The sequence below is a fragment of the Streptomyces sp. NPDC048479 genome, assembly GCF_040651435.1.
Lineage (GTDB): Bacteria > Actinomycetota > Actinomycetes > Streptomycetales > Streptomycetaceae > Streptomyces.
The window spans coordinates 263788-289656 of record NZ_JBEZKA010000003.1 but is presented as its reverse complement, the minus strand read 5'-3'; the positions used below and the strand labels follow the sequence as shown (position 1 = coordinate 289656).

Here is a 25869-nt window from a genome sequence, read left to right as displayed (position 1 = left end):
GGGATCAGCCCTCCTGCCCGGCTGGGTACGCGCCGGGAGCGATCGCAGTCGCACGGAAGGCGATGCCGTGACGAGCCTGACCGTTGAAGACGCTCTCCCACGGCCGGGCGACCAGGCCCGGCAGCGAGACGGGCGCACCCACGGCGAGCCCGTCCATGACGCCGCTCTGCGGAACGGTCACCGAGATCAGGGAGGACTCCCCCTGGTCGATGTAGACGACGCCGATCGTCATCAGACCCTCGCCCGTTACGGCGTCCTTGGCGATCTCACCGGTCTGCCGGTCTCGCAGCTTCGGCGCCGGAGCTTCCGTCATCAGGACCGTTGCCGTCGAGGCGTCGATTCGCATCACACGCACTGAAATTTCTCCTCTGTGTGGACACCTGTCAACCTGACAGGTTGACTTAGCAGGTTCGAAGTTAGGGATGCCAGGTTGACTTGTCAAGTGATTCAAGTGGCTTGCTGGATGGATCAGTTGGTGGATCTCAGGCGAGCCGATACGTGTCTTCGAGTTCCTGCCGGTCCGCCGGCAGCAGCACATCGGTCACCTGGAGGGCCTGCCCGGACGCATCGAAGGCCACGACGAGCACGCTGAGCAGCGGGTCCCCGGCAGCCATGCCGAGAAGATCGCCCTCCTCCTTGGTCGCCAGGCGAGCCGAAACGCGCTCCGTCACGTGGTCGAAGCGCACGCGCTTCCGCGACTCCAGGTGCTCGCGGAGGCCGCCCTGAATAGGCGCGGGACCGGCAAGGTCCGTACCGTCGACCAGACTTGCAGGGAAGTACGACGAGGCCAGCTCAAACGGTTCGCCCTCATCTTCGATCAGCAGCCGCCGTACGAGGACCTTGGCCCGCTTGGGTACGCCGAGCAGCGAAGCCACACGCGGAGGCACGGGCACTTCTCTCACCTCGACCAGGCGGCCCGCAGCTTGGGACTCGTCGCGCTCCACCACTTCGCGACCACGCCGGATCTTCTGCTCGACGGCTTCCGGCTGGCCGCGCACGATGGTGCCGTACCCCTGGCGGGACTCAAGCCAACCGTCCCGCTTGAGGAGTTCGAGGGCCCGAACGACCGTCGGCCGCGACATGCCGAAGGCTTGAACGAGCTGGTTCTCGCTCGGGATGACGGTGCCGGGCGGGTACGTTCCGTCCTCGATCCGACCTTGGAGCGTCTGCGCCAGCCGCACGTACTTCGGTGCAGCCACTTCGTACGCCATAGCCCCGCCTAGTCGGAATTCGCCAAGTCAACCTGTCAACCAACCTACTCACGTGAGTAGGCAGTGGCCACCCATGGCACGGAACTTCTGCGGAATCCGGTCGCGGCTCAGCGCTTCCATGCCCCGTCGACCTGGAACGACACCAGAGTGCCACCGAAGGGACTGGGCCCGGCGCTCCATGAGTCCGACAGCTCATTGACCAGGCAGAGTCCGCGCCCGTGCGCCTCGTATGCGGTCGGCTGCCGCATCCTGACGTGCGCGGGGAATCCGGGATTGTGGACGTCGACCCGCAAGGCCTCATTCACGCGCCACCACTCGACGCGCACCCGCCACTCGTCCTCCGCTTCCCCGTACAGGATCGCGTTGGTGACGAGTTCGGAGATCATCAAGACGCAATCGTCGAGCGAGCACGACAGGTCGTACGGATCCAAGAACTTCCGAAACCATCGCCGAGCTCGGGCGACCGATTCGGGTTCCGGGTAGAGGGTCATGCGACCGATCGAGACCGGGCCGGAGCCCGTTTCGTCGCGCCGGTCATCGGCATCAGTCATGCGCTTCGCTGCTCCCTACCGGTGCCGTCGCAGTCGAGACAGCGCCGCTTGGACGTAGTGCGAGCGCGACCGTCAGCCGCGGAGGCTGCCAGGGCGGAGCGGGAACCTACGCGCTTCCAGCCTTGGCCCCGGCAACCCACGCATGGCGCATGCGCGTTGCGCGCTAACCCTGCGCCGTCTTTGATCACGTCCGCACTCCCTTCCAGTAAGTGGCCTTAGCCACTTACTGGATAGTGGCATTGGCCACTTGGGGCGCGCAAGTGGTTCGGAGACAGCGCCACAGGTTTCTACGTGATCGGGTAGCCCTGCTCGAAGGCCCAACGCCCAGGCGGGTACGTCGCTTCGTCGAACTCCAGAGGACGATCCTGCATGTCAAAGACGATGTGATGCACGATCAACACAGGCGAGTCGGGAGGCAACTTGAGGTCGGCCGCCTCTTCCTCGGTGGCCACTCGGGCGCACATCCGGTCCTCGGCGTAGCTACCTTGACGTCCCGTCATACTCTCGACGTACATCAACGTGCCCTCCCGAATCCGGTCCGGCTCCAGGAGCTTGGGCGCCCGCTCGCCGACCATGGCGGCGAACCACGAGGTAGAGAGCGTGATCGGTCCGGACTCGTTGTTGGTCACCCGCCGGCGATGCACGGCACGGCTGCCGGGTGCCAGGTTCAGCGCCTCGGCGACGTAGTCGGGGGCACCCAGCCAGCCCGCCGAAGTGATGACCGCGTACTCGCCCGGCGTATAGATCTTGCCCGTCTGCCGGGCACGGCCGTACAACTCACGTGCACGCCGGTTTACTTGCAGACCGCGGACGTACGTCCCCGATCCCTGCCGCTTCTCGACCAGGCCCTGATGACTCAGGGCTTCCAGCGAGCGCGCAGCGGTCGGCCGCGACACGTTCCAGTCGGCCGCCAGCTGCCTCTCCGACGGAACCTCATCCCCCGGCCGCAAGTCACCGCGCAAGATCTGATCGCGGATGTGATGCGCGATCTGCAGGTACTTGGGCTGGGTCTCTTCGATCTGCGGCATCCGAGCCCCTTCCCTAAGTGGCTATTACCTCTGGCCACTATAGGGTGAGTGGCCAGGCACCTAGCCCGTACGCTGACGCGGGTGACGCGCTTGATCGTGGCAGCAGGTGGAGGGGGCGACGCAGTCGCCGCCTCAATGCTCGACGCCGCCCTGTACGGCGACGAGGGCCCAGCGGTTGTCTTCACGTACGCGTGGGATCGCCTCCTGGTCGACCCGGTCCCGGGCCCCCGAGGTCCCGCGAGCTTCACCGGCCTGCGACCTCTGACTAGAAGCGTCCAGGTGGTACCCGGCGAGGCTCGTCCGGTAGCTCCCGCAGGCTCGACCCTCCCGCGGCTCGCCGCGGAGCTCCCGCAGACCTTCGCCCTGATCGATCCGCACCACGGTGCCGAGGGCATCACGCGTCAGCTCGAAGAACTCATCCAGCACCTGGAGCCGGAGTCGATCGACCTGCTGGACGTGGGAGGCGACATCCTCGCCCGCGGCGACGAGCCGACGTTGCGTAGCCCACTCGCGGACGCCCTCACGCTCGCGGCTTGCTGCCAAGTCAACGCCCCCGTACGCCTCCTGGTCGCAGGCCCCGGCCTGGACGGCGAGATCCCAGCCGAGGACCTACGCGACCGCACGGGCCCCATTCTTCTGACCCTGACGGCTGAGCACGTGGAGCCGGTCAGCTCGGTCCTGGAATGGCACCCCTCGGAGGCAACGGCCATGCTCGCCGCGACAGCCCGAGGAGTCCGCGGCCTGTGTGAAGTCCGCGATGCCGGCCTCCCGGTCCCCCTCACCGACGAGGGCCCCACCATCCACGAAGCCGAACTGGACGACGCTCTCACCCGCAACGAGCTCGCGCGCGCCATCCTTGCCACGGAAACACTCGACGAGGTCGAGCAACACAGCCGCGAAATCTGCGGCTACTCCGAAATCGACTACGAACGCAACAAGGCCAGTTGGTTCGGCACCCAGCCGGAGCAGAAGCTCGACCCCGAGACCACTCTCCGCCAACTCGACCAGTTCGAAGCAGAGGCCCGCGCCCGCGGAGTCACCCACACAACGTTCCGCCGCCTCACCGAAGCACTCGAACTCAACGGCAAGCAGCGCCAGGACCTCAGAGCTCTCCTGCTCAACAGCCGCCCGGAGCAGTACCAAGCCCCACTCTGGCACATCCCACCCAAGGGCTGAGTAACAACTTTCTCTACGGGTTCAAGGCGGCTCGCTCCGCTCGCCGCGCGGCTCCGGCTCCAACGCCGGCCGCGCGACTAGAGCAAGCACACCAGATGCGGTGGACGGTAGCCCGCTGTGGCTGGGGCCGGTCGGCTCCACGGCTCTAGGCAGCCACCATGGGGCGAGCCTCGAAGATCGGGGCCCACATCGGGCTATTGCGGGCAGGTCCAGAGACTGCCCGATTCGCGACCAGCGTACGGGCCCCGATCTCTCGCCCCATGGCAGCTCCAGCCCAAAGCCGCTCCCGCCGACCTCATCGGGCCCGTGTGCGATCGTCACGCCTCCCAGGTACGTTGAGCCGTCAGCCGAGGGGGAACGCTCGCGAGGGAGCGCCCCGCAACGCGTGGCTGCGGGGCGCCGATCCACTTTCACAACGGGCCCTAGTGGGGTTTAGTCGACCGTCTGCCCGTCGTACATACCGCCTCTGCAGGTCGGGAGCACGGGCGTCGACCGATCGATCGTTCCGCCGCCGTCCGTGCACTCACCCGGGGTGACGCTGGCCGGGGTGACGCTGCCGGCGGTGGCGGTGGCGGTGGCGGCGCCTGTGAGGCCGAGTCCGGCGAGGGCTGCCGTGGCGAAGACTGCGGCGAGGATTCGTCGAATGCGCATTTGGTTCGCCTTTCACAGATTGCCTCGGTTGGGACACTACTCAGCCAATTGTTCATCCATGTGGGCGACACGTCATGTTGGGCCGTTCGGTTGACATTGCTGTCGGGTGCGGGGTCGGTGACGCGACCCGTCAGAGCGGATGGAAGCCCGTGCCACATCCGTGCCAGAAAGAGCGGATCCCAGCGGTCAAGAGCAGTCAAGCGCGACGCCTCGCGATTAATCACCAGAGGCCGTTTGCGCTGGTCAGCGTCAACCCCCTCCGTGACGGCCCGGTGATTCCCAAGCTCAGAGCGCGGGTTCGATTCCCGTCACCCGCTCCAATAGATAAGGCCCAGGTCAGGGACCCCAACCCGGGCCTTTGTGTTGTCCAGACCGATTCAGGCGCCGCGCACCACTTCCGCACCACTTGAACCCTCTTCCGGCTGGGCAGAACCCTTCTTCCGCGCGGCCCGGACTGAGTGCTGGTCGATCAGCGCGGCGGCGAGCAACTCCCGCATGCGTTCCGTGTCCTGCGGCGCGCTCAAGCCGCGCTTGGGCAGTATCAGCACTCCGGCGCCCCATACATCTGGGGTGAGTAGCACGAAGACCCGGCGACCCTCGACGCAGCGCCCGTAGAACTCCCAGCCTGTGTGGTTCGTATGGCGCTCGGACACAGTGCCGATCCCTGATTGGTCGACCGTGACGCGATGTTCGCCCAGGTGCCTGGCATATCCGAGCAAGCCCAGAGCCATCAGCCAGCGGCACGCGATCATGATGACGATGACGGTCACAGTGAACCGCAATACCCCCAGGGCAGGGGAGTCGATGCCCTTGGCCGCAACGTTGATCGCGATCACCAGGCCGAGGAAGATGCCCACGACCCACAGGACGCGATAACCCCACCGGCCAACCGGACTGTGCCGCATCTGAAGTTTCAACCCGTCGGATATCTCCCGCAGTGTCACCGTGTACGTGAACTGCACGGATACGTCGGCGGTCATACGTCCTCCCCAGAGCTGATGGACAAGGGATCGTACTGGTAGGCGATCAACGGCTACTCATCCCACCGCAGCCAGATTGCAAGTCTCGGTGAGACCTGCAGGCCAGACACTTCGGGGGCCGCCGGGAACGCCCTACCTCCTGGTCCTAGTACACGTCTCCCACGCGGATGCCAGCCGGGTTGCGCGGGTCGGTCGCCCAATGTGCCAGGGGTGACCTCGCAACCGCCCGGACGCAAACGGCCGTGCCAGACCAGTGCCAGATCGGTCGGCAAACGACGGTCAGCGACGGGGCCGACGTCCGGCCGAACACTCCGGCAGGAGCACGCAATGCTGCAGCTCAGGCAGCACACATGCCACCCCACCCCTCGTGATTCTCAAGCTCAGAGCGCGGGTTCGATTCCCGTCACCCGCTCCACTACGAAGGCCCAGGTCATAGACCGGGTCTTGCTTGTTGTCTAGACCCTTCAAGGGTCGCCGTAACCTCCGCGTGCCCCAATTCACCGAAATGCCTGGCCGGAGGGCTGCTGACGCACCACGTACGAGCCGGAGTCGGCGATCGTCTCGGATGGCGAGACGCAGCTTCTGCCCTGCGTCCCTCGTCGAGGGCTTTTGACGGCTCCGCCTCGGCGTCCCGGCCGGGTTCGCCTTGAGAAGTTCGCGGTCGTAGCCGGGCAGTGGATCAGCGCAGACGGCCCCCGCAGGAACTTGCGGGGGCCGTCTGCTGCTGGTCAGCTCTGCAGCTCTCGCTTGGAGTTCTTGACGATCGACACGACCGGGTTGTCCGGCAGGGGCTTGCCGGGGTCCTTCACGGTGAGCTCAGTGGGCCACGACGTGCCGGGGTAGAGGGCGACCGCGCCGGTGTCCAGTCGTACCGTCGCGTCGAATCCGCCCGGCCCGGTAATGCGTACCTCGACTTGGTAGAAGGCACGCTTCTTGCCGCTGTTGGTGATGCTCAGCGGCACCGTCAACGATCCCCCGTCACGACGGGGCTTGAAGACCGTGACATCGCCACTCACAAGGGCTGGCTGTCCGAACTCCTCACTGCCTTGAGCCGTGCCTGTCGGTGTGCTGCGGGTGATGGGGTCGCCGCTGGCAGCCGCAGCCCGCCGCTCATTGATCGCGGCGCTGATGCGATCCTGCGCCACAGACTGAGATGACGACGGCGTGGGCGCAGGCGTCGCCTCGACAGACTTCGAAGGCGACTCCGCCCCTGCCGCTGGCTCTGTCGATCGACCGACAGACGGGGGCCCACTGGGCGCAAATGAACCGGGCGGGCCGTCGGCCGTTCTGTCGCTGCCCCCGTCCCCTCCAGTGAGAGCAACGACTGTTCCAGCTGCTATTGCCGCTGTCAGCACCAGGGCTCCGCCCCAGGCGACAGTCCGACGGCGCGGCGCGGGCCGCCGCCTAGTTGCACGAGAAGGCATATTGGGAGGTGTAGTTGATGAAGTTCGACAACTTTGCGGTGACGGTGGCGCACACGGGGTACTTGGTGTAGACGGGGCCGGCGTACTCGCTGAAGGTGCCACTGTCGGTGTCGCACTTGGTGCCCGGATACCCGTCGCAAACCTTCGCCGTCATACTCTGGGCTCTGCCCGTGTTGTTGTCGAAGATGAGGCACCCGCCTGCCCGACTGTTGTAGGTAAACACAGTTGCAAGGCGCTGGCTGGGGTCCGTACCCACCGGCAGGGGTATGGCCTTGTTCAATGTGTATCCCGAGCCGCACGCGTTCGCTGCAGCCGCGACTTCCCCCGGGTTGGCCGCGGCGAACTCGCGAGTCTCCTTGGACGCCTCGACGGACATCTTCACGTCGGTGCCAGCGGGATCCTCAGCGGCATACGCCTGAGGCGCAGCGACAGCCAGGGCAGCGAGCGTGGTTGCGGCAACCGCTAAGCGAGTGGTGGATCTGGCAATGGCCAGCATGTAGTTCCCCCCTCATGGATGCACCAAGTGCAAATGAATAATCTTGACCGGATTGGCAAGAGGCCGTTGAAGGTTGCCCGGACTTCCCAGACCCCCAGTCCGCGGCGTGCGCCCTCTCACGACCAGACGAGAGCCTAGGAGGCGCTCGCGCCGTCCCCAAGGGGTCTAGACCGGCCATCGGCTCCCTAGTAGCAATTGCAGCTACGGAGAGCTACGTAGCGCACCGGCGCTCTAGCCATATGCGAGCCATATGCGGCATTTAGACCGCTGAGTGTCACCTGGAGCCACACGAAGCAACGGGACATGTCCTGCATCACATGCCCACCAAGGGGCTTCCTGCCACCACCCCCGCCACGTTTCGACGATCTCGCTAGCCAAGCCGGCGCTCCATATGGGGATTTGACACTTAATTCCCCTCTGGCTCAGCGCGCGACGACGAACAAAGCTCGACGTCCACTTCCTGGGCTCGCCGGATACCTTCTGCACGTTGAGGTCGGAAATGGACGCAACCACCCTTTGTCGTGGTGGATACATCCACGCGCAGTGATCGCGGTTGCACCCTTAGTGATGCGGATGCGCCCGGCCCGGAAGATGCACCACCCGATCCGGCACACGTGGACCACCGCTGCCGATCTCCTGGCCGGCACCGACACCTACGCGGAACGCTTCTACCGGACGGAGTCGCTGTGAAGATCATCGCCCTCGAAGGGCCCTCGTACACCGGGAAGCGACCGTGCACCGCGTGCCAGGGCGAAAGCCGGACCGGCCCGTACCGTGGAACAACTCCATACGCACCGGTCTCGTCGACGGAACGGTCCTCGACCCCGCCGACGACCGCCCCAGCCCGGACGCCGACAGGTACAAGATGTGGATACGGCTCCTCAATGACAACGCGTTCAACGTCCGTACCGTGGCGCACGTCCATATCTGGTCCGCCGACGGCAAGAGCGGTGACGGGGAAGAGACTCCGATACGCCGCCCGGGCCTCGACTACACCGACACAGAGATCTACGAGGTGTTGCGCCGCTACCAGGGCCCGTTGGAGCCCGCGTTCAGTGACGCGACGCTCCGCATGCCGCTGTACGCGATCTTCGAGAAGTACAACCGCCTCATTCGCGATTCCTGACAGGTCATGATCATGACATCCGACCCTTGGCAAGGGCACGACTTCGCAGCGCTGCTCTCCATCCTGGTCGCCGGTGCGGCGACCGTGCTGGGCCTCACCGCGTACCTGTGCTCACGGTTCACACGACAAGCCCGCGAGCAGTACACCCAGTTCGCCGTATGGCGGGACGTGTCCCTGGCGACGGCCGCCGTAGCGCTCGCCCTCTACCTGTGGGGGTGTCTCCACGTCCTCTTCCTCGAGGACCAGGAACAGGCCGAGGAGTGCGAGCGGCAGCGCCCCGAGGGAACACCAACCCTGGTCGGCCGCAGAGGCGACTTCATCCCGCTGCGGCTCGTGTGCGAGGCGTCGGACGGCCGCGACTACTCCGTCATCATCCCCGACTACATCAATCCGACCGTCGCCGTCCTGCTGCTGCTCACGCTCGCCTGCGCCCTCACCTCCGCCCTTCTCCACCACAAGCAGGGCACGACAACACGGAAGAAAGGCTGACCTGTTGAGCCCCACCGACATGACCCGCAGACACGCCCTCACCGCTGCGGCCGGTGTCACCGCCGCCGCGAGCCTCGCCTCCACCAGTTTCCTCGCCACCCCGGCCGTCGCCGCGCCGCAGCCCCTCAGGAACGACGAACTGAAGGAGGCGCTGCGCCGCGTCGAAGCGCGGCGCCGCCGCCTTCTCACCGGCCGGCCGTCCGCCAACCGGTGGGAGATGCAGAAGGCAGTCGACGACGGCGGTGACATCGTGACTCGTGACGTGCCGGGCACCGGCCTGAACGTCTCCGTGCGCATGGGAGACACCGAAACGGTCCTGGTCCATGTGATCCGGCGCTTCCACTACGAGGTCGACGCCCTCGGCCTGCACGGCGAACCGAACCCGGTCGAGGGCTGGGTGGCACCCTCGGCGGTCCGCGACAGCCGGCTCCCGGAGTCGAACCAGGCGTCCGGCACCGCTGTCGTGATCCGGCCGGACTTCTACCCGCCCGGCGTGCGGGGCGGCTTCACCACAGGACAGCAGCTGATCATCCGCGACATCATCGCCGACACCCGACGACCGCCGCCCCTACGAGGGCCTGTTCTACCTCACCGTGCGTCCGGGCGACGCACGTCTGGAGCGGGTCGCGGCCAAGATCCGGGCCTGGGACGAAACTCCGGGCGCGGGTGCCGGGGTGGTACCCGACGTGACGGAGCCCTCCCGGCGCCGTCGGGCGGCCCGCTACCGCTGAGCGGTCCGACGCCCGACGCGCCCGTCCCGGCAGGGTTCTACCCTGCCGGGACGGCGTCCTCGGGTGAAAGCGCGGCGAGATCGAGGCGCCTGACGGTCGAAGCCCACGTCAGGCGGCATCTCGCGTGCCCGCCCAGCAGCAGCCGGGCCGCCCCCGGGACTGGCTGCGCGCTCGGGGCCGTTCACCTCAGCGCCGCGACGAGCCGTGCCGCTCCTCGCTGCGGGAGTGGGGGAACTGGGCCCGGTACAAACCCGCGTAGGGCCCGCCGCGATCGAGCAGCTCGGAGTGTGTGCCCTCCTCCATGATCCTGCCGTGGTCCAGGACGACGATCCGGTCCGCGTTCCTGACGGTCGACAGCCGGTGCGCGACGATGAGGACCGTCCGCCCGGCGACGAGCCGGGTCAGCGCCTGCTGGATCAGCGCCTCGGAGTGGGTGTCGAGCGCCGAGGTGGCCTCGCTCAGGACCAGCACGCGGGGGTCGCGGATGAGGGCGCGGGCGATGGCCAGTCGCTATCGCTGGCCGCCCGACAGCCGCGCCCCGCGGAGGCATCCATCCCCGCAGCTCCCGTCTTCGTCCGCAGCGGACCGTGCGCCTGGGACGATGCGGCCACCCGCCAGGCATCACCGCCCAGCCCCGGAAGAACCTCGCCCTCTGCGGCGTGACCAGCGAGACCGTCGTACTGCACACGGCACTTGACGCCATCGCCGCAGGCTTTGAGGTCTCCGTGCTCCTCGACGCCTGCGGTGGACTCTCGCCGCGCACCGAACAGGCCGCCTTCCACCAGATCGAAACGGCCGGAGGTCGGATCACCAGCGTCGCCAGCTTCGCCACCGACCTGGTACGCGACTTCACCACCCCGACGGGACGCGAGGTCATCGCGGCCCTGCACGGTCTGGCCCAGCAGCCTGCGGCCGAACCGGCAAGGTAGCCACCACTGCATACCACGGCCTGACAGGGCTCCTGTTGGGCCGCTAGTGATCTTCGTGTGCTGCTGCGCGATGTATGCCCGTCCCCGCAATTCAGCGCGCGCCGCCAGCCCGCGACATCACGCGGCGTAGCTCAGTAGCAGCGGGGCAGGGTGCCGCTCTCCTTGGTGAGTTTGGTGCTGTGAGCCCAGCCTTCGGTGTTCGTCCCATCGATACGGGCGTAGATCCACTTGTTGCCGTAGGCGTTGGTGATGTAGCAGTGGTAGTAGAGCTTCACACCGGTCTTGACCACGGTCACGTTCTGGCATTCCGCGTACGGCCCGGTGTAGAGGTGGGACGTCTCGGCCAGGTAGCCGTAGCCGTCGCTGCGGTTCTCGTGGCCCCAGCCGGTGCAGGCCGTCGACACCGGGGTGGGCTCCTTCACCGTCGGGCTGGGCTTGGTCTTTGGGGAGGCCGACGGGCTCTCGGTCGGCTTGTCGCCTTCGACGCCGGGCTTCTTCGTGGGGCCCAGCTCCTCGTCCTCGTGACCGTCCGGCTCCTCCGAGGTCGACGGCTTCGAGGACGTTCCGGGAGAACCGGCGGACGACGGGGTGCTGCCCCCAGTCGGCCGGTGGCTGCCCGCCGGGGAGCTGACCTGCGCGCCGCCCGTGGTCGTGCCGCCCTGTTGGGCAGTCAGGGCGTAGGTGATTCCGCCGCCTGCGGCGAGGAGCACGACGGCGGCCGCTGCCGCGACGACGGTGCGGTTGCTGCGGCGCTGTGCGCGACGGGCTGCCGTCCGGCTCGTCTCGGGAGCGGGGACTCCGGCGGGGCCCGCGACCGGCGCGCCGTGCGGCGGCAGGTCGGGCTGCGCGTAGCCGGCGTGCGGAGGCTCAGGCTGGGGGAACAGCGGGGGACCGAACCCGGGGGCAGGTGCGGCGGCGGCCGCCGCCCCGGGACCCACCGTGGGAGCGGGAGCGGGAGCGGGAGCGGGAGCGGGTGTCGGCGTCGGAGCGGCGGATGGGAGGTGCACCGTCCCGCCCGAGGCGACGCGCTCCAGCATGCCGCGCGCCTGTTCCGCGGTGGGCCGGTTCCCCGGCTCCTTCGCCATCAGCGCCTGGAGCACCGGCGTGAGCGGTCCCGCCCGGCGGGGCTCCGGCAGGGGCTCGGTGACGATCGCCGAAAGGGTGGACCACGCGGACGTGCGACGGAACGGCGAAGTGCCCTCCACGGCTGCGTAGAGCATCATGCCGAGCGACCAGATGTCCGACGCGGGACCGGGCTCCCTGCCCTGCGCGCGCTCCGGCGGCAAATAGTCGAGGGAACCGACGAGTTGACCGCTCTGGGTCAGCTTGGCCATGGCGTCGTCGCCGGAGGCTTCCATGCTGGCGATGCCGAAATCGGTGAGCACGACCCTGCCGCCGTGCTCGATCAGCACGTTTCCCGGCTTGACGTCCCGGTGGAGTACGCCGGCCCGGTGCGCGGCGTCGAGCGCGTCCATCAGCTTGGCGCCGATCGCCGCAGCCTCGTGCGGCTCCAGAGTGCCGCGCTCCATCAGCACGTCGTCGAGCGAGGGCCCGTCGACGAGTTCCATGACGATGACCGGGAGGCCCTGCTCCTCGGTCACGTCGTGCACAGTGACCACGCCGCTGTGCCGGATACGGGCGGCGGCCTGCGCCTCCCGCTGCATCCGGGTCCGCACGTCGGCCAGTTCGGCTGCGGAGGTGTCGGTGAAAGCCCGCAGGACCTTGACGGCGACCTCTCGGTTCAGGAGTTCGTCCACCGCCCGGGCGACCACTCCCATACCGCCGCGCCCGATCACGGAGGTCACCCGGTAACGCCCCCCGAGTACCTTGCCCGTCAGCTCTCCGCCATGCGCTTCCCCCGCCGTCACCGCACGCTCCGTTCCGTGGTTGTTCGTGAACCATCAATCCGAAGTCCTCAAGGGTAGAGGCAGGGGCGTGAGGGGAAGGCGGCGGCCGTGCACAAGTAGGTGGCTGCCCATCAGGGTTGTCGCCCATGGCGGGCACGGCGGTCCCTGGCCGTGCGTCTCGGCTGGCGTCAGATGTCAGAGCCGGGTGCCAACTTCCGCCGTCCAAGGGAAAAGCGCAGACGACGGGCCCGGGGGAAGCCCCACTAGCTCAGCAATGACGCAGGATGCGTCTGCACGGCGAGCGCACCAGATACGCACCAGATAGGGCAGCGTTCACCGGCCAACCACGGTCACAAGGCGAGGCTGGAGCACACCCCGATTCGTGTCGTTTCCACAGGTCAGCAGGTATGTCCGCCCCCTCCTTCTGACGCTCGCAGTCTGAGTGCTGGTAGATCAGCGCTGCCTTCTCCGACGACTGTCCGGCGCGCACCATCGTGTCTTTGAGCGTGGCTCCGGACCGTGTGGACAGCGTGTGCCCGGTGTGGCGAAGGCCGCAGAAGCAGAAGCCGTCCGGGAGGAGCGCCGGAAGGGAGCGTCCTTCTCCCCTACGAACAGCAGTCCGTTACGAACAGCAGTCCGTCCGGCTCCTTCTCCGCGGACCAGTCGACATGACGTCGAAGGTCCGTGTGCAAACCCCGGCAGAACGACGTACCGCCTGCCTGCCTCTGACTTCGTCTCAGGTTGAGCGGTGTCACGCCGCGGTTTCCGCGCCGCTGAGAGGGATGACGCGAGCCGTGGCGCTGGCGACTGCGATCACCATGTCGTCCGAGTCGGACAGCGAAGCTTCCAGGTAGGCGATATCACCCACCCGATGCACCACGCGGCCGTTCCCGAAGAGCCGCCCTGGGCGGACCGGGCGGAGGAAGGACACCTTGAGCTCCATGGTGGACTGGAACTGGTCGGGCTGGAGTGTGGCGAGAAGAGCAGGGCCGACCGTGTCGTAGAGCATCGCGGCGAGAAAGGCCCCCAGCACGTTGCCCGTCGGATTGGTGAAGTCCTCGGTCGCGTTGAACGCCAGACGAATCGTACCGTTCTCGACGTCCGCGTCGATGAATTCCAACCCCAGGGTGGCCGCCGCACGCGGCAACGGCGAGCGCCCGTCCACTGCATCCCAAAACAGGCCGGATCGTCCGCTCATCACATCTCCCTGGGCGCGACCGTCTGGTGCCGTCCTCCGTCCATCCTTTCCTCTGCGGTCCCTTTCATCTGTCGGTCACCCATGTCGGCTCACCCGGACGGCGCCACACGCGAACAGAGGGGCACGACCGGTCAACCTTCGGTGAGACCAGTCAACGTTCGCTGAGCCGGGGACCAGAACAACACCCCGGGCCCCGGCGAGGGGCGCCCGGGGCGTGTGATGCTGCAGCCGCGGGGGCACCAGCAGTCCCGGCCAGGCACTCGGTTATGCGAACTGGCCGGGCCGGTAGTCGCCGTTATGCGAACTGGCCGGGCCGGTAGTCGCCGGCGGGCTGCTGGATGATGACGTTCGCCCGGTTGAAGGCGTTGATGAGGGCGATCCCGCACACCAGGGCGGCCAACTGCTCCTCGTCGTAGTGCTTGGCGGCGTTCGCCCATGCCTCGTCCGTGACCCCACCGGCCGCATCCGCGATGCGGGTGCCCTGCTCCGCCAGCTCCAGCGCGGCCCGCTCGGCCTCGGTGAAGACCGTGGCCTCCCGCCACGCCGCGACCAGGTTGAGACGTACCGAGGTCTCACCGGCGGCGGCGGCGTCCTTGCTGTGCATGTCGGTGCAGAAGCCGCACCCGTTGATCTGACTGGCGCGGAGCCTGACCAGCTCCTGCGTCGCGGCCGGCAGCGTCGAGTCCTCGAGCACCTTGCCTGCCGCAATGATGTGCTTGAAGACCTTGCCTACGGTCGGGCTGCTGAAGGCGTCCAAACGGGCACTCATGGCGATCTCCTCTTGCCGTTGTCGGTGCTTACACACTTACGACGGCACAGGTCGGCAGGATGTGACATGCACGCCTGTGACCTGCGTCTCCCCTCCCGCACTGCAGCAGGGACCACCACGCCGACATTCACGTCCACTGCCGAGAGGTCACCCCTGGCCCCGAACATCCCCGGTCACTCAACGTTCGGTGGCACGAACCTGCTGGTCACCAGCCTACAGTGACAGCGATCAAACTTTGATGGCACAGGACAGCAGGACACACACATGTGCCTGAGTGCTTCGGTTGGCGAATGAGCGCTTGAGTTGGCAGGGCTGAGCATTTCCGTTGGCGGGCAAGGCAGCGGCCGTCCTTCCCCCTGAGGAGGTCGAAGCCGTACTGGTGGCGACGAATCTTCGTGAGGGGCGAACAGAGGAGGCGGGCATTCGGGGGAGGGTTACGGGCGGCGTCCCCACGCGGAGATCATCGGAGCGGTGGCCAGGTCGAGGCGTCCGGTGGCGACGTTCGCCAGGTGGCGGTCGATCTCCTCGTCGGTGGCGAGTCCTTCCGCCACCAGACGGCGGCGGATCTGCCGCACGGTCGCTGCCTCAAGGACGGCACATGCCGGCGAGGTGATCGGGAAGTACGCGTCGGCCTGAACGTCGTCCACGCTGGTTGTCCAGCAGGTAGCCGTGATCCGTGTCGTGCTCAGCCATGTGGCGATTCTGGCAGGGGGCAGTCGGGCCCGGTCGCCGGGCTCTGGGCCCGCGGTCTCCTGGAACAGCCTCTGGAGACCACCACCCCGGCCGCTTCCGGGAAACCCGGCCCTACTGCTTTGGATCACACGACGGCGGTCCGGTCACCGCGAAACGTGAACGGGGTGAGCGATGATTGAAGACGACACGCCGACGTCACGCACCTCCTCGTAACGAGGTCGACCGGCGGCCTGACCGGAACGGTGGCGATGGTTCCGCAGGTTTCCCGTGCCGGCTGCGTCCCGGCAAGGTCGCGGGTCTTCCGCGCATCGCATGCGCTTGAGAACGCCATGGCGACTTACACAACCCACTCTGCCGGTTCCTTGAGCGGTCAGTCGGCACCGCCCGGGGACCCCGGGGCAGAAGAGAGTTCCCCAAGATGAAAATCGCTGACCAACTGCGGGCCTCTCCCGGGCCTGCGGCCGAGGTCACAGCACGGCGGTCGGTGTCCGCCGGTGACGCCGGTCTGCTTCTTATCAGGATCACGTTCGGCCTGCTGATGGCAGGACACGGCTGTCAAAAGCTTTTCGGGATATTCGGTGGCGAAGGCCTCACCGCCACGGGGAAAGGGTTCGCCGCACTGGGCTACAGCCCCGGAAAGGTCTACGCCGCCATCGGCGGTGGCTCGGAGTTCCTCGGAGGCCTCGGACTGGCTCTGGGGCTGTTCACCCCACTGGCGGCGGCTGCCCTGATCGGCGTGATGATCAACGCCATGGTGACCGTTACCGCGGCACACGGTCTGTGGGACGCGAACGGCGGCGTGGAGTTCAACGTGTGCATCGCGGTCGTCGCCCTCGCCATCGCCGCCATCGGCCCCGGCCGGCTCGCCCTCGACCGGCCCTTCCGCTGGGGGAAGGGCGGCTGGGGTGAAGCCGCCTTCGCACTGTGTCTCGGAGGGATTGGCGCCGCCATCGTGCTGAGCCTCTAGAGCCGACCGCGCGGGCCGGCGTTCACCCTGCGGGTCATCTGCGTTCCCGGGGGAGGGGGTGCGGCGAGCCACGCGCACACCGAGGGCCCGGCATGCTGTTCGGGCCGGGGCTGCTGCTGTGCGCAGCCGCGCTCTGTGAACGACTGAACGCCTTCGGTATCGGCCTCCAGTACGTCTTCAGTACGCGTTCATCGTGAGGACCCCTTCTTGGCGGCCGGCCCGACGTGAACGCAGGTGAACGCCGCCGTGCAAGGTCCAGCACCCCACCGACGGACGTGGAAAGAGTACGCGTGACAGCGGTCGACGTGGCCTTCTCCGAGGACTGGCCCGCCCGGACCATCGTGTCCTTGAGAGTGGCCCCGGAACGGGTCGACAGGGTGTCTCCCGTGTGACGAAGACCGTAGAAAGCGGGTGGTGTCCGGGCCCAAGCCACAGGACGACAGAGAACCGCGGTCAACAGCGCGCACTCCGGCAGGCCGGCCCGCCTGGTCTCGATCCCCATCGTCCTCGGCGGGGACCACTCGATCCTGTGGCCGGATGCCGCAGCCGTGGCCGATGTGTACGGGCCGGGCAAGGTCGGCGTGATCCACTTCGATGCGCATCCGGACTGCTCCCACGAACTGTTCGGTCATCCCGTCTCGCACGCCACACCGATCCGCCGGTTGATCGAGGACGAACACGTACCCGGACGCAACTTCATCCAGATCGGGCTGCGCAGTGCGATCGCGCCCGACGATGAACTGCTCGACTGGATGCGCGAGCGCGGGCTCCGCGCGCACTTCATGGCTGAAATCGACCGCCGCGGATTCGATGTGGTCCTCCAGCAAGCCATCGACGAGGCCCTGGACGGGCCGGAATTTCTGTTCGTGTCGCTGGACATCGACGTGCTGGACCCGGCCTTCGCGCCCGGCACCGGCACGCCGGAGCCACCCGGCCTGACCAACCGCGAACTGCTGCCGGCCATCCGCCGGATCTGTCACGAGACGCCGGTCGTGGGCATGGACATCGTCGAGGTCGCGCCCCACCTGGATCCCGGCTACACCACCACAATGAACGCCCGCCGAGCCATCTTCGAGGCGCTGACCGGGATCGCCATGCGCCGCAAAGGCCTGGCCGGACCCGCCTACCTGGACCCGGCGGTCGCCAAACCGCCGCCGGGGCAAGGGAACTAGAGCGGCGATCGAGCAGGTGAAGCGGGCACCGCAGGCCCCGGCCGGCCACAGAACAGGAGGGGCAAAAGGACCGGTGCCCCCCGCCCCGCCCGTGGTGCCCGGGTCGTAGCCCGTCTGCCGACGTGCCCGAGGCGTGCCCGATCAGGGGGTCTGATGGGCCGCCAGGGATCTGACACGGAAGGCGTGGACCACCTCGGCCACGCCGAGGACGATCAGCCACAGGCCGGACACCAAGGTGAGGGCGGCGAGCGAGCCGAACGGGGAGATGCTCAGCACGATGCCCGCCAAGATGGTGATGGCACCGAAGAACAGCTGCCAGCTGGGGGCGGGCAGCCCCTCGGTGGAAACCGCCACGGCCACCAGCAGCCCCGTCCCGGTCCGTTCGGGTGGCGGGGCCCGCCCGTGGTCACCCCGCCCTGGTGCCGCTGCGGGCGGTGATGTGGGGCGGCGGAGTGATGCCCTCCTTGAGCGCCGGATCAGGTTCCGGCTCACCGAAGGAGGTCACCATGGGCAGGACGCCGGCCCATATCCCGAGTTCGGCGTCGGGTCCGTCGCCGTCGTCGGGGCCGCCGGTACGGATCTTGACGGAGGCTTCCTCCAGCGACAGGGCGAGAAGCGCGGTGGCCGCCAGCTCCTTGCGGTTGGGCTGACGTGCGTACTCCCACTGGCCGGGGGTGGCGTGCTGGGTCAGGCAGCGAAGACCGGCGAGTTTCGTCTCGGGATCAGTGACGAGGCGGGGCGTGCCATAGATCATCGCGCTGCGGTAGTTGACGCCGTGCTCGAACACCGACCGGGCGAGGACGAGGCCGTCCACATGCGTGACCGTGACGCATACCTCGGCGTTCGGCGCGGCGACGAGGCTCCGGCTGGCCACCGAGCCATGGAAGTACAGGTTCCGCCCGTCGGTTCCGTAGACGGTCGGGACGACCATGGGATGCCCGTCGACAACCACTCCGAAGTGGCACATGAAGCCGGCGTCCAGGATCGCGTTGAGGGCTGCGCGGTCAAGGCTTGCCTGCTCCCGCAGACGGCGGTGACGGGTGCGGTCGGTCGCGGGCAGTGTGGGCGGCAGTGGGCTCTGGTTCACGTGACCTCTTCCAAGTAACCCTTGAATGGGGGCCTTTGGCGCGCGGTGGGCGGTGTGCAAGCCGCGCACCGACGTGGGCCGGGCCGGACGAGACGAACGGCCGACCTGGCGGGGAACGCCATCCGGCACTGTCGGCTGCGGGCACGGATCCCCTCCCGGGGGCCACACATCGGCATACCTGAGGACTGTCGCCCTTACCCACCGCATGCTACTGATATCGCAGAACCTACGCCATCGATCCGCGAAATCAGTTGCTTCTGCATCGCTATTCCACTGAATCCATTGCGAACTACCCCCCGGTGGTCCGCCAGTCGCCCCCGGGGGTCCGGAGCCGGCGGGTTCCCGGAGCCCATCGTGGGAGCACCGTCCAGGCCGGGGAGGCCGAAATGATCCTGGTACTCGCTGGGCGACCCTCCGCGAACCCCCAGCCGCCAGAATGAAGTCATGAGCGACGCCGACCTGGGCAGCTGCCTGCGCGCCTGGCGCGACCGCCTGCCACCCGCCGAAGTCGGCCTGCCGGCCGGCCCGCGCCGGCGCGCCCCCGGGCTGCGCCGCCAGGAGCTCGCCACCCTGGCCGGGCTCTCGGTCGAGTACCTGGCCCGGCTCGAACAGGGCCGCGCAGGACGGCCCTCAACCTCCGTTCTCGGGCCGCTGGCACGTGCCCTGCGGCTGACCGAGGAGGAACGCGACCACCTCTACCGGCTGGCCGGACACTCGTCGCCCGCGCCCGGGGTCGCGTCCGCGCACATCACACCGGGGCTCCAGCGGATCATCGACCGGCTGAACGATGCCGCGGTGGTGGCGGTCGACCGCGCCTGGAGTGTCGTCCTGGCCAACCCGCTGGCGATCACACTCCTCGGCGACGACGCAACAGGCGAGGACGGTGAGCGCAACGTCCTGCGCCGGCACTTCACCGGGCGGCCCTCGCGGGTGATCCGTACACCCGCAGAAGCCGCGAACTTCGAGGCGTACGCCGTCGCCGACCTGCGCGCGAGCCTCGGGCGGTTCCCCGCCGACCCGTACCTGCTCGGGCTCATCGACGAACTGCAGTCGGCCAGCCCGCGCTTCGCGGAACTCTGGGCACGGACCGACGTCGCCTCGAGCACCTCGCAGCTGAAGAGAGTCGAGCACCCCGAAGTAGGGCGGCTGACGCTCGACTGCGATGTGCTGGAGGCCACGGGTTCGGCACTCCGCCTGGTCATCTACACCGCCGCGCCGGGCACACCCGACCACCAAGCCCTGACACTGCTCTGCGCCGTCGGCCCGCAGACCTTCGGGTGACATGGGTGCCCGTGCCGTAGCCGTTGGATGGCGGGATCGATGATCGGTCCAGCCCAAGTCCGCGCTCCCCGTGTCGAATTGGGACGCCTGTGTTGGCGGCACAGACCTCGGTGATACTCGAGAGCCTAAAGTCGTTATGAAATCGCAGGTTTGAGCAGCGTTTCGCGCACTCCGGCAAGGCAAGCAGGGAAGGCATGAGTAATCCCCATGAACCCGTGCCCGTAAATGACACCTACAACCCCTATGACCGTAACCGGGACGCCTATGGGCGTAGTCGGGACGGCGCCGGAACAAACCGGGCAGCCTTGGTCATCCACACGATCGCGGACATAACTGCAGGCTTTCTGGGCCTGTGGATTCTGCTGTATCTCCTCGACGCCAACCAAGGGAATGTCTTCGTCGGCTTTGTGCACGGCATGGCGGACTGGCTCGCCGGCTGGTCCCAGGACATCTTCACCATGGAGACGGAAGGTCTGCGGGTTTTCCTCAATTACGGCCTGCCCGCCGTTATTTACCTTCTACTCGGCCATGGGATCGCTGCACGGGTACGCCGCCTCTGACCGAATTCGGGTCGAGCGCGGCATGTATGTCGTGAGGTCCGTGATCAAACCATGCAGGATGACGCGGACCTCACCATGAACGGCACGCCTCTCATCCCGGCATTCGTAACGACATGTCCGGGAGTACGAGGCACAACCGTCAGTAAATCTTTGCAGCAGCATCACAAGGGCTGCGCGCCACCTTCGACGGGTGCCAGTAGCGTTACTGGCCTCTCGATCCCGCGTGCGAACTGAAAAACAGGTCGCCGGCGTCCCTGGCGGCGCAGTCAGCACAGAAAGATCGCAGATGGACTACTGCTCCGCATGCCGCCGCACTCTCAATGGGGCACTCGTGTGCCCAGGGTGCGGCGCATACGCTCCGGACATTGCCCCGCCTGCCCATCGCCTCCACAGCGCGTTCGCCCCTACCGCAACGACGAGGCAGGCATGGCGCGCGGAGGAGGTCCCCGCTCCGGGGTCCTACCCCGGCACTCATCACTCGGATGCCGCACCGATCGGCAGCAACGCATCCGAGGACACGGTGGCGGATCCGTCGGGCACTGACTCGTCCAGTGGCTTCGACGGCGCGGCCTCCACCGGTCAGGGCCGGGCGGCTCGGCGTCGGCAGCTGGCACGTTGGAAGAAGAACCGGCGTCGGGCCGTGGCCGCAACGGCCGTTGCCCTTGTCGGTGGCGGCCTGACCGTTGCCGCGCTGCCGACCACCAGGCCTTCCACCAGCCACACGCACGCGGCCTCACCGCCGGAGCCGGTGACCGCGGACATGCGGACAGCGACCGCCGACTCGTCATTGGAGCAACCGGACACCCCGGCTTCGCGGCATCCCAGCACCCGCCCACCCACGACGACCAACCGGCAGCACAGCACCACCGTCGCCACGCCTCCCACGGCGACGACGAGCCGGCAGCAGAACTCCGCCGCCACGGCCCGCCCCCTCGCCGCTCCGAGCGCAACGCCGCACATCACAGCCGAGTCGGCCAAGAGGGCGACGCACGTGGGCAAGGTCGGCGCCCCAGCCCCGGATACGACGGCGCCGCCCGCGCCCGCGTCCACCGAACGCCCTGGCGCAGACACACCGGCTGCGACTCGTCCGCCGTCGACGTCGCCGGGCAATCCGACATCACCGACGCAGGTGTGCCTGATCGTTCTGTGCATCGGCTGATCGCTCGGTGACCATCACCGCCGACATCAACTCGCGCTGACGGAAACGCGCCCCGTCCCACCCGCGGCTGCGCGGCCGACACATGCCGCGGAGCAGCGTGTCGCGAACTGCACACCGTGTGTGGGCTCCCAGGCGACCGCCCAGGTGTCGCTCGCCCCTCAGGATGGGACGGGCACCGCCCGGCTCCACAGTTCCTCGGAGTGTTCCGCGAACCTGTCGAACATCCCGCCGTCGCCCTGACGGCCCAGATGCTCCGCCAGGTCCGCACGGCCGGATGCACCGCGTCAGCCCGGATTCGCGCCCCGGCCGTCATGCGCGGCGTCCGCCTGGAGCGCGGCCTGCGCGATGTTGCGGGCCATGCCGCCGAACACGACCGCGTGGAACGGCGACACGCTCCACCAGTAGACATGCCCGAGCAGACCGTGCGGATGGAACAGCGCCCGCTGCCGGTAGCGGGTCCGGCCCTGCTCGTCCCGGTCGGAGTACATCTCCAGCCAGGCGAGCCCCGGCAGCCGCATCTCGGCACGCAACCGCAGCAGCCGGCCCGGTTCGATCTCCTCCACACGCCAGAAGTCCAGCGAGTCCCCCACCCGCAGCCGTGCCGCGTCCCGGCGGCCACGGCGGAGTCCGGCGCCTCCGACCAGCCGGTCGAGCCAGCCTCGTACCGCCCAGGCGAGCGGGAAGGAGTACCAGCCGTTGTCACCGCCGATCCCCTCGATGACCTGCCACAGTGCCTTCGGTGAGGCATCGACGGCCAGCGCGCGTCGGTCGATGTAGAGGCTGCCCCCGGCCCAGTCCGGGTCCGAGGGCAGGGGGTCGCTCGGAGCGCCGGGCAGTGAGGCGGAGGACCAGCGGGTGGTGACCTGAGCGTCGCGTACGCGCTGCAGGGCCAGGGTGAGGGCCTGGTCGAAGCCGATCGGTGCACCAGGCGGATCGGGTACGTACTGGGCGATGTCATGTTCGCGGCAGACGACCTCGTGCCGCAGCGACTCGGTCAGCGGCCGGGCGAGGGAGGCGGGAACGGGAGTGACCAGGCCGATCCACAGGCCGGAGAGGCGGGGTGTCAGCATCGGTACGCGCAGGATGAAGCGGCGGGGCAGGCGGGCCGCCACCGCGTACCGCCGCATCATCTGCTCGTATGTCACGACGTCGGGCCCGCCGATGTCGAACACGCGGTTCACCTCGTCGGGCATCCGGGCACTGCCCACCAGATACCGCAGCACATCCCGGACGGCGATCGGCTGGATGCGGGTGCTGACCCAGCTCGGTGTGACCATGACCGGCAGCCGCTCGGTGAGGTAGCGCAGCATCTCGAAGGACGCCGAACCGGAGCCGATGATCACCGCGGCGCGGAGCACGGTCGCCGGCACAGCCGAGCGGAGGAAGATCTCGCCGACCTCGGCGCGGGAGCGCAGATGGGGTGACAGTTCGCGCTCCGGCACATCGGCCGGGGTCAGCCCGCCCAGGTAGACGATGCGCCGTACGCCCGCGGCGCGGGCACGCTCGGCGAACACCCGGGCGGCCTTCCGGTCGGTCTCCTCGAAGTCGTCTCCGGCCCGCAGGGCGTGCACGAGGTAATAGGCGACGTCGATACCGCGCAGCGCGTCGTCTACCGAATCCGGATCGGTCACATCCCCGCGTACCACCTCGGCCCGACCTGCCCAGGGGTGGTCGCGCAGCTTGTCCGGAGACCGGGCCATGCACCGTACGCGGTACCCGGCATCCAGCAATTCGGGCACCAGCCGGCCTCCGATGTACCCCGTCGCGCCTGTCACCAGACAGTGCGGGCTCCGGGTGTCCCGGCTGCTCATGGAGGCCTCCGATCCGCGGGGGTGCACCACTGCCACTCTCGCCCCTGTCGACGGATTCCGCTCATGGGGCCGCCCCGGCTGCGGTGCCGCCCTCCATGGGCACGCCGGTGAGGCGGGCGCCATGGGCGCCGTGGAAACTACTGGCTGATCGTCAGACGGGCTCCCCGAGAACGCCTTTCAGTCGAATCAGTCGAACCCATGGCAATACGCGAACGGTGGAATCAACTGTGGCAATGGTCGGGCTGTTCTGGGTCACCGAGGATGCGATCCACCTCGGTGCACCACCCGGCGAGTCGGCGCGCCCCGCCGAACGCAAGGCTGTTCTCCAGCAGTGGGCGAAGTCCTGATGGCGGGCCTGTCATTGCGGCCCGTTCCTGTCTGCGTGCTGAGCGGCTCGGCTCCGCCGCTGGCCCGGCACGGGCACGATCCGGCCGCCTTCGTCGAGATCGGATCCCTGACCAAGGTGCTCACCGGCACCCTGCTGATACGGATGGTCCGGGCGGGCCTGCTCGGCCTCGACGACCCGGTGGAGCAATGGCTCCCGACACCGCCCGGATCAGGAATCACGCTCGGGAAGTTGGCAGACCACACGTCGGGCCTGCCACGGCTGCCACCCGGCCTGAACGGCCGCGATCCCTACGCGGCCTTCGACGAGAACGCGCTCCGGTCCGTCCTCGGCCGACTCGGGGAGATCGCCGTAAGGCAACCGGGACGGGAAGAGGAGTACTCCAACCTCGGCTACGCCGTGCTCGGTGCGGCCCTGGTGTCCGCGGCCGGGCGGCCGTACGAGGAATTGGTGCGGGAGCATGTGCTCACACCGCTGGGGGTGGACGAGGTCACCGCGCATCCGCCCGCCGACCGACTGCTGAGCGCGCGGAACCTGTTCGGCAGGGAACGCGCCCGGTGGACCATGGACGGGCCGATCCTGCCCGCAGGCGGGTTGTGGGCCACGCCTCGAGCGCTGGCGACCGTGGTCACCCGGCTGCTGCTCGAGCGCTCTCTGGGCGAACCGGCGCCGTCCTGGCAGTCGGCGGGGCCGCTGTTGTGGCACAACGGGGCGACCCGCGATGCCTCGGCCTTCACCGGAGTGCTCCCGCAGACGGGGAACTGGGTGGTCGTCCACCGGCTCGGCGGATCGCCGGGCCGCACCGACAAGATCGGACTCGGCCTGCTCGCCGACGCCAGGAAGGCGGCGGGACAGGGGGCCGGGACCGACCGGCGTCGTTCCCCGTGACCTAGCGGTTCTGCGGCGGGAAGTGTGCGGTGGCGATGACGGAACCGTCGGGGGCCGTCAGCCGGGCGCCGGACACCGTCGCGGGGTCCACGGCGGCCGGGGCGCCCCAGTAGCCGTAGCCGTCCTTGAGTGCGAACGAGCCGATCGGAACCGTGTTGCCGTCGGAGAGTACGAGCCGGCAGTTGACCGTTCCGACGCCACCCTCCAGGTCGACCGACATGTACACCCAGCCCGGCGAACCCGGATAGGCGAATATCCGGCCCACTTCCTGGTCGTCCGCGACGAGGGACGCCTGCAGGAGAGCCTGGTTCGCCTGGGCCGTTTGCGAGGCGGGGGCGACGGAGTGGTCGACGGCCGTGCCGATGGCCCAGCCGCCGAAGCCGACGGCGATCGCCAGGGCAGCCGCGGTGGCTGCGACACGCAGGCGCGACCACAGGCGCCGGCGCGCCGGCGGCCGGGACGGGCTCAGCCGGTTCGCGGCGCGGGTCTCGAAGCCGACCGGCGGCTCACTGCCCGGAAGCAGACCGAGCAGGCCGTCCCCGACGAGGGTCAGCTGCTCGATTTGTTCCCGACAGCCGGGACAGCGGTCCAGGTGTGCGACCGCCTCGGCCCGCTCCCGGGCCGGCAGAACGCCCAGCGCCAGCTCGGGGGCGAGCTCCTCCAGCCGATCGCAGGTCATGCAGCTCATGATCGGCTCCCCTCGGCCTCCAGGGTCACCCGCAGCTTGCCCATCGCCGTTCTGATCCGGGTCTTGGCCGTGCCCAGCGGAATCCGCTCGAATTCGGCGATCTGCTGGCCGGTCATCCCGTAGATCCCCGCCATCACCAGGGCGCGGGCCTGATCCCGTGGCAGAGCGGCCACCGCGGTCCGTAGCCGGACGGACGTCTCGTCGGCGAGCGCCCGCTGCTCAGGGGTGTCGGTCACGATGTCGAGAAGCGCGTCCAGGTCTTCGGGAGCGACAGGACTGGCTCTGCGCGCACGCACCGTGTCGATCGCCAGATTGTGCGCGATCGTCGTCAGCCAGGTCTTCACGGAACCGCGGCGGGAGTCGTAGATCTGGGCGTGCCGCCACGCCCGCTCGAACGTCTGCTGCGCGATGTCCTCGGCAAGCTGGAGATCGCCGACAACCACGATGGCGACGCCGAAGACCGTGCGCTGGAAGCGGCGCACGAACGCAACGGCGATCTCCGGATCGCCCGTCGCCAGTCCGGACAGCAGTGCCTCGTCCGACGCGTGGTCGAGAGAGAGGCCCATTCTCCTCATACCAGTGGATACGGTGGGCCTCCCTGAAGGGATTGC

General features: G+C 68.2%; 27 protein-coding genes and 4 pseudogenes. 11 read left to right on the top strand and 20 right to left on the bottom strand.

All coding sequences use genetic code 11. The features are described 5' to 3' along the window. Positions 1 to 4: 4 nt before the first annotated feature. The 4 genes from AB0D12_RS06650 to AB0D12_RS06635 form a co-directional block, all read right to left on the bottom strand. Positions 5 to 355, bottom strand: a complete 351-nt coding sequence (locus tag AB0D12_RS06650) for a hypothetical protein (RefSeq protein WP_362677737.1) — start codon at positions 353 to 355, stop codon at positions 5 to 7. A 127-nt stretch (positions 356 to 482) separates the two neighbouring features. Then, on the bottom strand, positions 483 to 1211 hold the full coding sequence (locus AB0D12_RS06645) for a GntR family transcriptional regulator (RefSeq protein WP_362677735.1): 729 nt from the start codon (positions 1209 to 1211) through the stop codon (positions 483 to 485). Positions 1212 to 1318: 107 nt separating this feature from the next. Beyond that, positions 1319 to 1762 (bottom strand): ATP-binding protein, encoded by a 444-nt coding sequence (locus tag AB0D12_RS06640; RefSeq protein ID WP_362677733.1) that lies wholly within the window; start codon positions 1760 to 1762, stop codon positions 1319 to 1321. A gap of 287 nt (positions 1763 to 2049) precedes the next feature. After that, the gene (locus AB0D12_RS06635) at positions 2050 to 2790 is read right to left on the bottom strand and encodes a GntR family transcriptional regulator (RefSeq protein ID WP_362677731.1); all 741 of its coding nucleotides are present in this window, start codon (positions 2788 to 2790) and stop codon (positions 2050 to 2052) included. 81 nt (positions 2791 to 2871) lie between these two features. Here AB0D12_RS06635 and AB0D12_RS06630 point away from each other — a divergent pair, with 81 nt between their 5' ends. Next, positions 2872 to 3966: a DUF1152 domain-containing protein gene (locus AB0D12_RS06630; RefSeq protein WP_362677729.1), complete on the top strand. Its 1095-nt coding sequence runs from the start codon at positions 2872 to 2874 to the stop codon at positions 3964 to 3966. Between the two features lie 432 nt (positions 3967 to 4398). Here the strand turns inward: AB0D12_RS06630 and AB0D12_RS06625 are convergent, their stop codons facing one another. The 4 genes from AB0D12_RS06625 to AB0D12_RS06610 form a co-directional block, all read right to left on the bottom strand. Further along, positions 4399 to 4617 carry a hypothetical protein gene (locus tag AB0D12_RS06625; RefSeq protein WP_354777646.1) on the bottom strand — a complete coding sequence of 73 codons (219 nt, stop codon included), beginning with the start codon at positions 4615 to 4617 and terminating at the stop codon, positions 4399 to 4401. A 377-nt stretch (positions 4618 to 4994) separates the two neighbouring features. Beyond that, positions 4995 to 5597, bottom strand: a complete 603-nt coding sequence (locus AB0D12_RS06620) for a YcxB family protein (RefSeq protein ID WP_362677727.1) — start codon at positions 5595 to 5597, stop codon at positions 4995 to 4997. 728 nt (positions 5598 to 6325) lie between these two features. After that, positions 6326 to 6742, bottom strand: a complete 417-nt coding sequence (locus AB0D12_RS06615; protein ID WP_362677725.1) for a hypothetical protein — start codon at positions 6740 to 6742, stop codon at positions 6326 to 6328. A gap of 259 nt (positions 6743 to 7001) precedes the next feature. Beyond that, on the bottom strand, positions 7002 to 7517 hold the full coding sequence (locus tag AB0D12_RS06610; protein WP_362677723.1) for a hypothetical protein: 516 nt from the start codon (positions 7515 to 7517) through the stop codon (positions 7002 to 7004). Positions 7518 to 8060: 543 nt separating this feature from the next. Between AB0D12_RS06610 and AB0D12_RS06605 the strand changes: the two genes are divergently transcribed. Genes AB0D12_RS06605 through AB0D12_RS06595 form a run of 3 tightly spaced genes read left to right on the top strand, consistent with a single transcriptional unit; the run spans position 8061 to position 9132 of the window. Then, on the top strand, positions 8061 to 8207 hold the full coding sequence (locus AB0D12_RS06605; RefSeq protein ID WP_362677721.1) for a hypothetical protein: 147 nt from the start codon (positions 8061 to 8063) through the stop codon (positions 8205 to 8207). A 52-nt stretch (positions 8208 to 8259) separates the two neighbouring features. Further along, on the top strand, positions 8260 to 8643 hold the full coding sequence (locus AB0D12_RS06600; protein ID WP_362677719.1) for a hypothetical protein: 384 nt from the start codon (positions 8260 to 8262) through the stop codon (positions 8641 to 8643). Positions 8644 to 8655: 12 nt separating this feature from the next. Next, positions 8656 to 9132, top strand: coding sequence for a hypothetical protein (locus tag AB0D12_RS06595; RefSeq protein WP_362677717.1), 477 nt, complete (start codon positions 8656 to 8658; stop codon positions 9130 to 9132). A gap of 917 nt (positions 9133 to 10049) precedes the next feature. Here AB0D12_RS06595 and AB0D12_RS06590 read toward each other — a convergent pair. Then, a pseudogene (locus tag AB0D12_RS06590) lies at positions 10050 to 10406 on the bottom strand (ATP-binding cassette domain-containing protein); the annotation flags it as partial. Between the two features lie 116 nt (positions 10407 to 10522). On the opposite strand from AB0D12_RS06590, the gene AB0D12_RS06585 reads away from it, so the two are divergent. Next, positions 10523 to 10792: an isochorismatase family protein gene (locus AB0D12_RS06585; protein ID WP_362677715.1), complete on the top strand. Its 270-nt coding sequence runs from the start codon at positions 10523 to 10525 to the stop codon at positions 10790 to 10792. Between the two features lie 131 nt (positions 10793 to 10923). On the opposite strand, the gene AB0D12_RS06580 is transcribed toward AB0D12_RS06585, so the two are convergent. The 5 genes and pseudogenes from AB0D12_RS06580 to AB0D12_RS06560 all read right to left on the bottom strand — a co-directional run. After that, the gene (locus AB0D12_RS06580) at positions 10924 to 12660 is read right to left on the bottom strand and encodes a protein kinase (protein ID WP_362677713.1); all 1737 of its coding nucleotides are present in this window, start codon (positions 12658 to 12660) and stop codon (positions 10924 to 10926) included. Positions 12661 to 12907: 247 nt separating this feature from the next. Next, positions 12908 to 13377, bottom strand: a pseudogene (locus AB0D12_RS06575) (hypothetical protein); the annotation flags it as partial. A gap of 13 nt (positions 13378 to 13390) precedes the next feature. Then, entirely contained in the window at positions 13391 to 13837 is a 447-nt protein-coding gene (locus AB0D12_RS06570; protein WP_362677711.1) for a PaaI family thioesterase, read from the bottom strand. Between the two features lie 295 nt (positions 13838 to 14132). Continuing rightward, entirely contained in the window at positions 14133 to 14606 is a 474-nt protein-coding gene (locus AB0D12_RS06565) for a carboxymuconolactone decarboxylase family protein (protein ID WP_362677709.1), read from the bottom strand. Positions 14607 to 15040: 434 nt separating this feature from the next. Next, positions 15041 to 15253: pseudogene (locus tag AB0D12_RS06560) on the bottom strand (SAM-dependent methyltransferase); the annotation flags it as partial. 464 nt (positions 15254 to 15717) lie between these two features. On the opposite strand from AB0D12_RS06560, the gene AB0D12_RS06555 reads away from it, so the two are divergent. Both AB0D12_RS06555 and AB0D12_RS06550 read left to right on the top strand, forming a co-directional pair. Beyond that, complete coding sequence (locus tag AB0D12_RS06555) at positions 15718 to 16266, top strand: DoxX family protein (protein ID WP_362677707.1); 549 nt, start codon at positions 15718 to 15720, stop codon at positions 16264 to 16266. A 485-nt stretch (positions 16267 to 16751) separates the two neighbouring features. Further along, positions 16752 to 17438, top strand: a complete 687-nt coding sequence (locus tag AB0D12_RS06550; RefSeq protein ID WP_362678015.1) for an agmatinase family protein — start codon at positions 16752 to 16754, stop codon at positions 17436 to 17438. 141 nt (positions 17439 to 17579) lie between these two features. Here the strand turns inward: AB0D12_RS06550 and AB0D12_RS06545 are convergent, their stop codons facing one another. After that, entirely contained in the window at positions 17580 to 17798 is a 219-nt protein-coding gene (locus tag AB0D12_RS06545) for a DUF308 domain-containing protein (RefSeq protein WP_362677705.1), read from the bottom strand. Positions 17799 to 17844: 46 nt separating this feature from the next. Continuing rightward, a complete protein-coding gene (locus AB0D12_RS06540; RefSeq protein WP_362677703.1) occupies positions 17845 to 18525 on the bottom strand; it encodes a pyridoxamine 5'-phosphate oxidase family protein in 681 nt (226 codons plus the stop codon). 444 nt (positions 18526 to 18969) lie between these two features. Between AB0D12_RS06540 and AB0D12_RS06535 the strand changes: the two genes are divergently transcribed. From AB0D12_RS06535 to AB0D12_RS06525, 3 genes are all read left to right on the top strand, one after another. Next, positions 18970 to 19806, top strand: a complete 837-nt coding sequence (locus AB0D12_RS06535; RefSeq protein WP_362677701.1) for a helix-turn-helix transcriptional regulator — start codon at positions 18970 to 18972, stop codon at positions 19804 to 19806. A 194-nt stretch (positions 19807 to 20000) separates the two neighbouring features. Next, entirely contained in the window at positions 20001 to 20366 is a 366-nt protein-coding gene (locus AB0D12_RS06530; RefSeq protein ID WP_362677699.1) for a hypothetical protein, read from the top strand. Between the two features lie 520 nt (positions 20367 to 20886). Then, entirely contained in the window at positions 20887 to 21525 is a 639-nt protein-coding gene (locus AB0D12_RS06525; RefSeq protein WP_362677697.1) for a hypothetical protein, read from the top strand. A 158-nt stretch (positions 21526 to 21683) separates the two neighbouring features. Here the strand turns inward: AB0D12_RS06525 and AB0D12_RS06520 are convergent. Both AB0D12_RS06520 and AB0D12_RS06515 read right to left on the bottom strand, forming a co-directional pair. Beyond that, positions 21684 to 21776 (bottom strand): annotated as a pseudogene (locus AB0D12_RS06520) (XRE family transcriptional regulator); the annotation flags it as partial. 33 nt (positions 21777 to 21809) lie between these two features. Beyond that, complete coding sequence (locus AB0D12_RS06515; protein WP_362677695.1) at positions 21810 to 23336, bottom strand: SDR family oxidoreductase; 1527 nt, start codon at positions 23334 to 23336, stop codon at positions 21810 to 21812. 331 nt (positions 23337 to 23667) lie between these two features. Between AB0D12_RS06515 and AB0D12_RS06510 the strand changes: the two genes are divergently transcribed. Then, positions 23668 to 24570, top strand: coding sequence for a serine hydrolase domain-containing protein (locus AB0D12_RS06510; protein ID WP_362677693.1), 903 nt, complete (start codon positions 23668 to 23670; stop codon positions 24568 to 24570). Position 24571: 1 nt separating this feature from the next. Here the strand turns inward: AB0D12_RS06510 and AB0D12_RS06505 are convergent, their stop codons facing one another. Both AB0D12_RS06505 and AB0D12_RS06500 read right to left on the bottom strand, forming a co-directional pair. Next, entirely contained in the window at positions 24572 to 25258 is a 687-nt protein-coding gene (locus AB0D12_RS06505) for a zf-HC2 domain-containing protein (RefSeq protein WP_362677691.1), read from the bottom strand. Beyond that, the gene (locus AB0D12_RS06500) at positions 25255 to 25833 is read right to left on the bottom strand and encodes a sigma-70 family RNA polymerase sigma factor (RefSeq protein WP_362677689.1); all 579 of its coding nucleotides are present in this window, start codon (positions 25831 to 25833) and stop codon (positions 25255 to 25257) included. The genes AB0D12_RS06505 and AB0D12_RS06500 overlap by 4 nt, the downstream gene beginning before the upstream one ends. Positions 25834 to 25869: the final 36 nt, after the last annotated feature.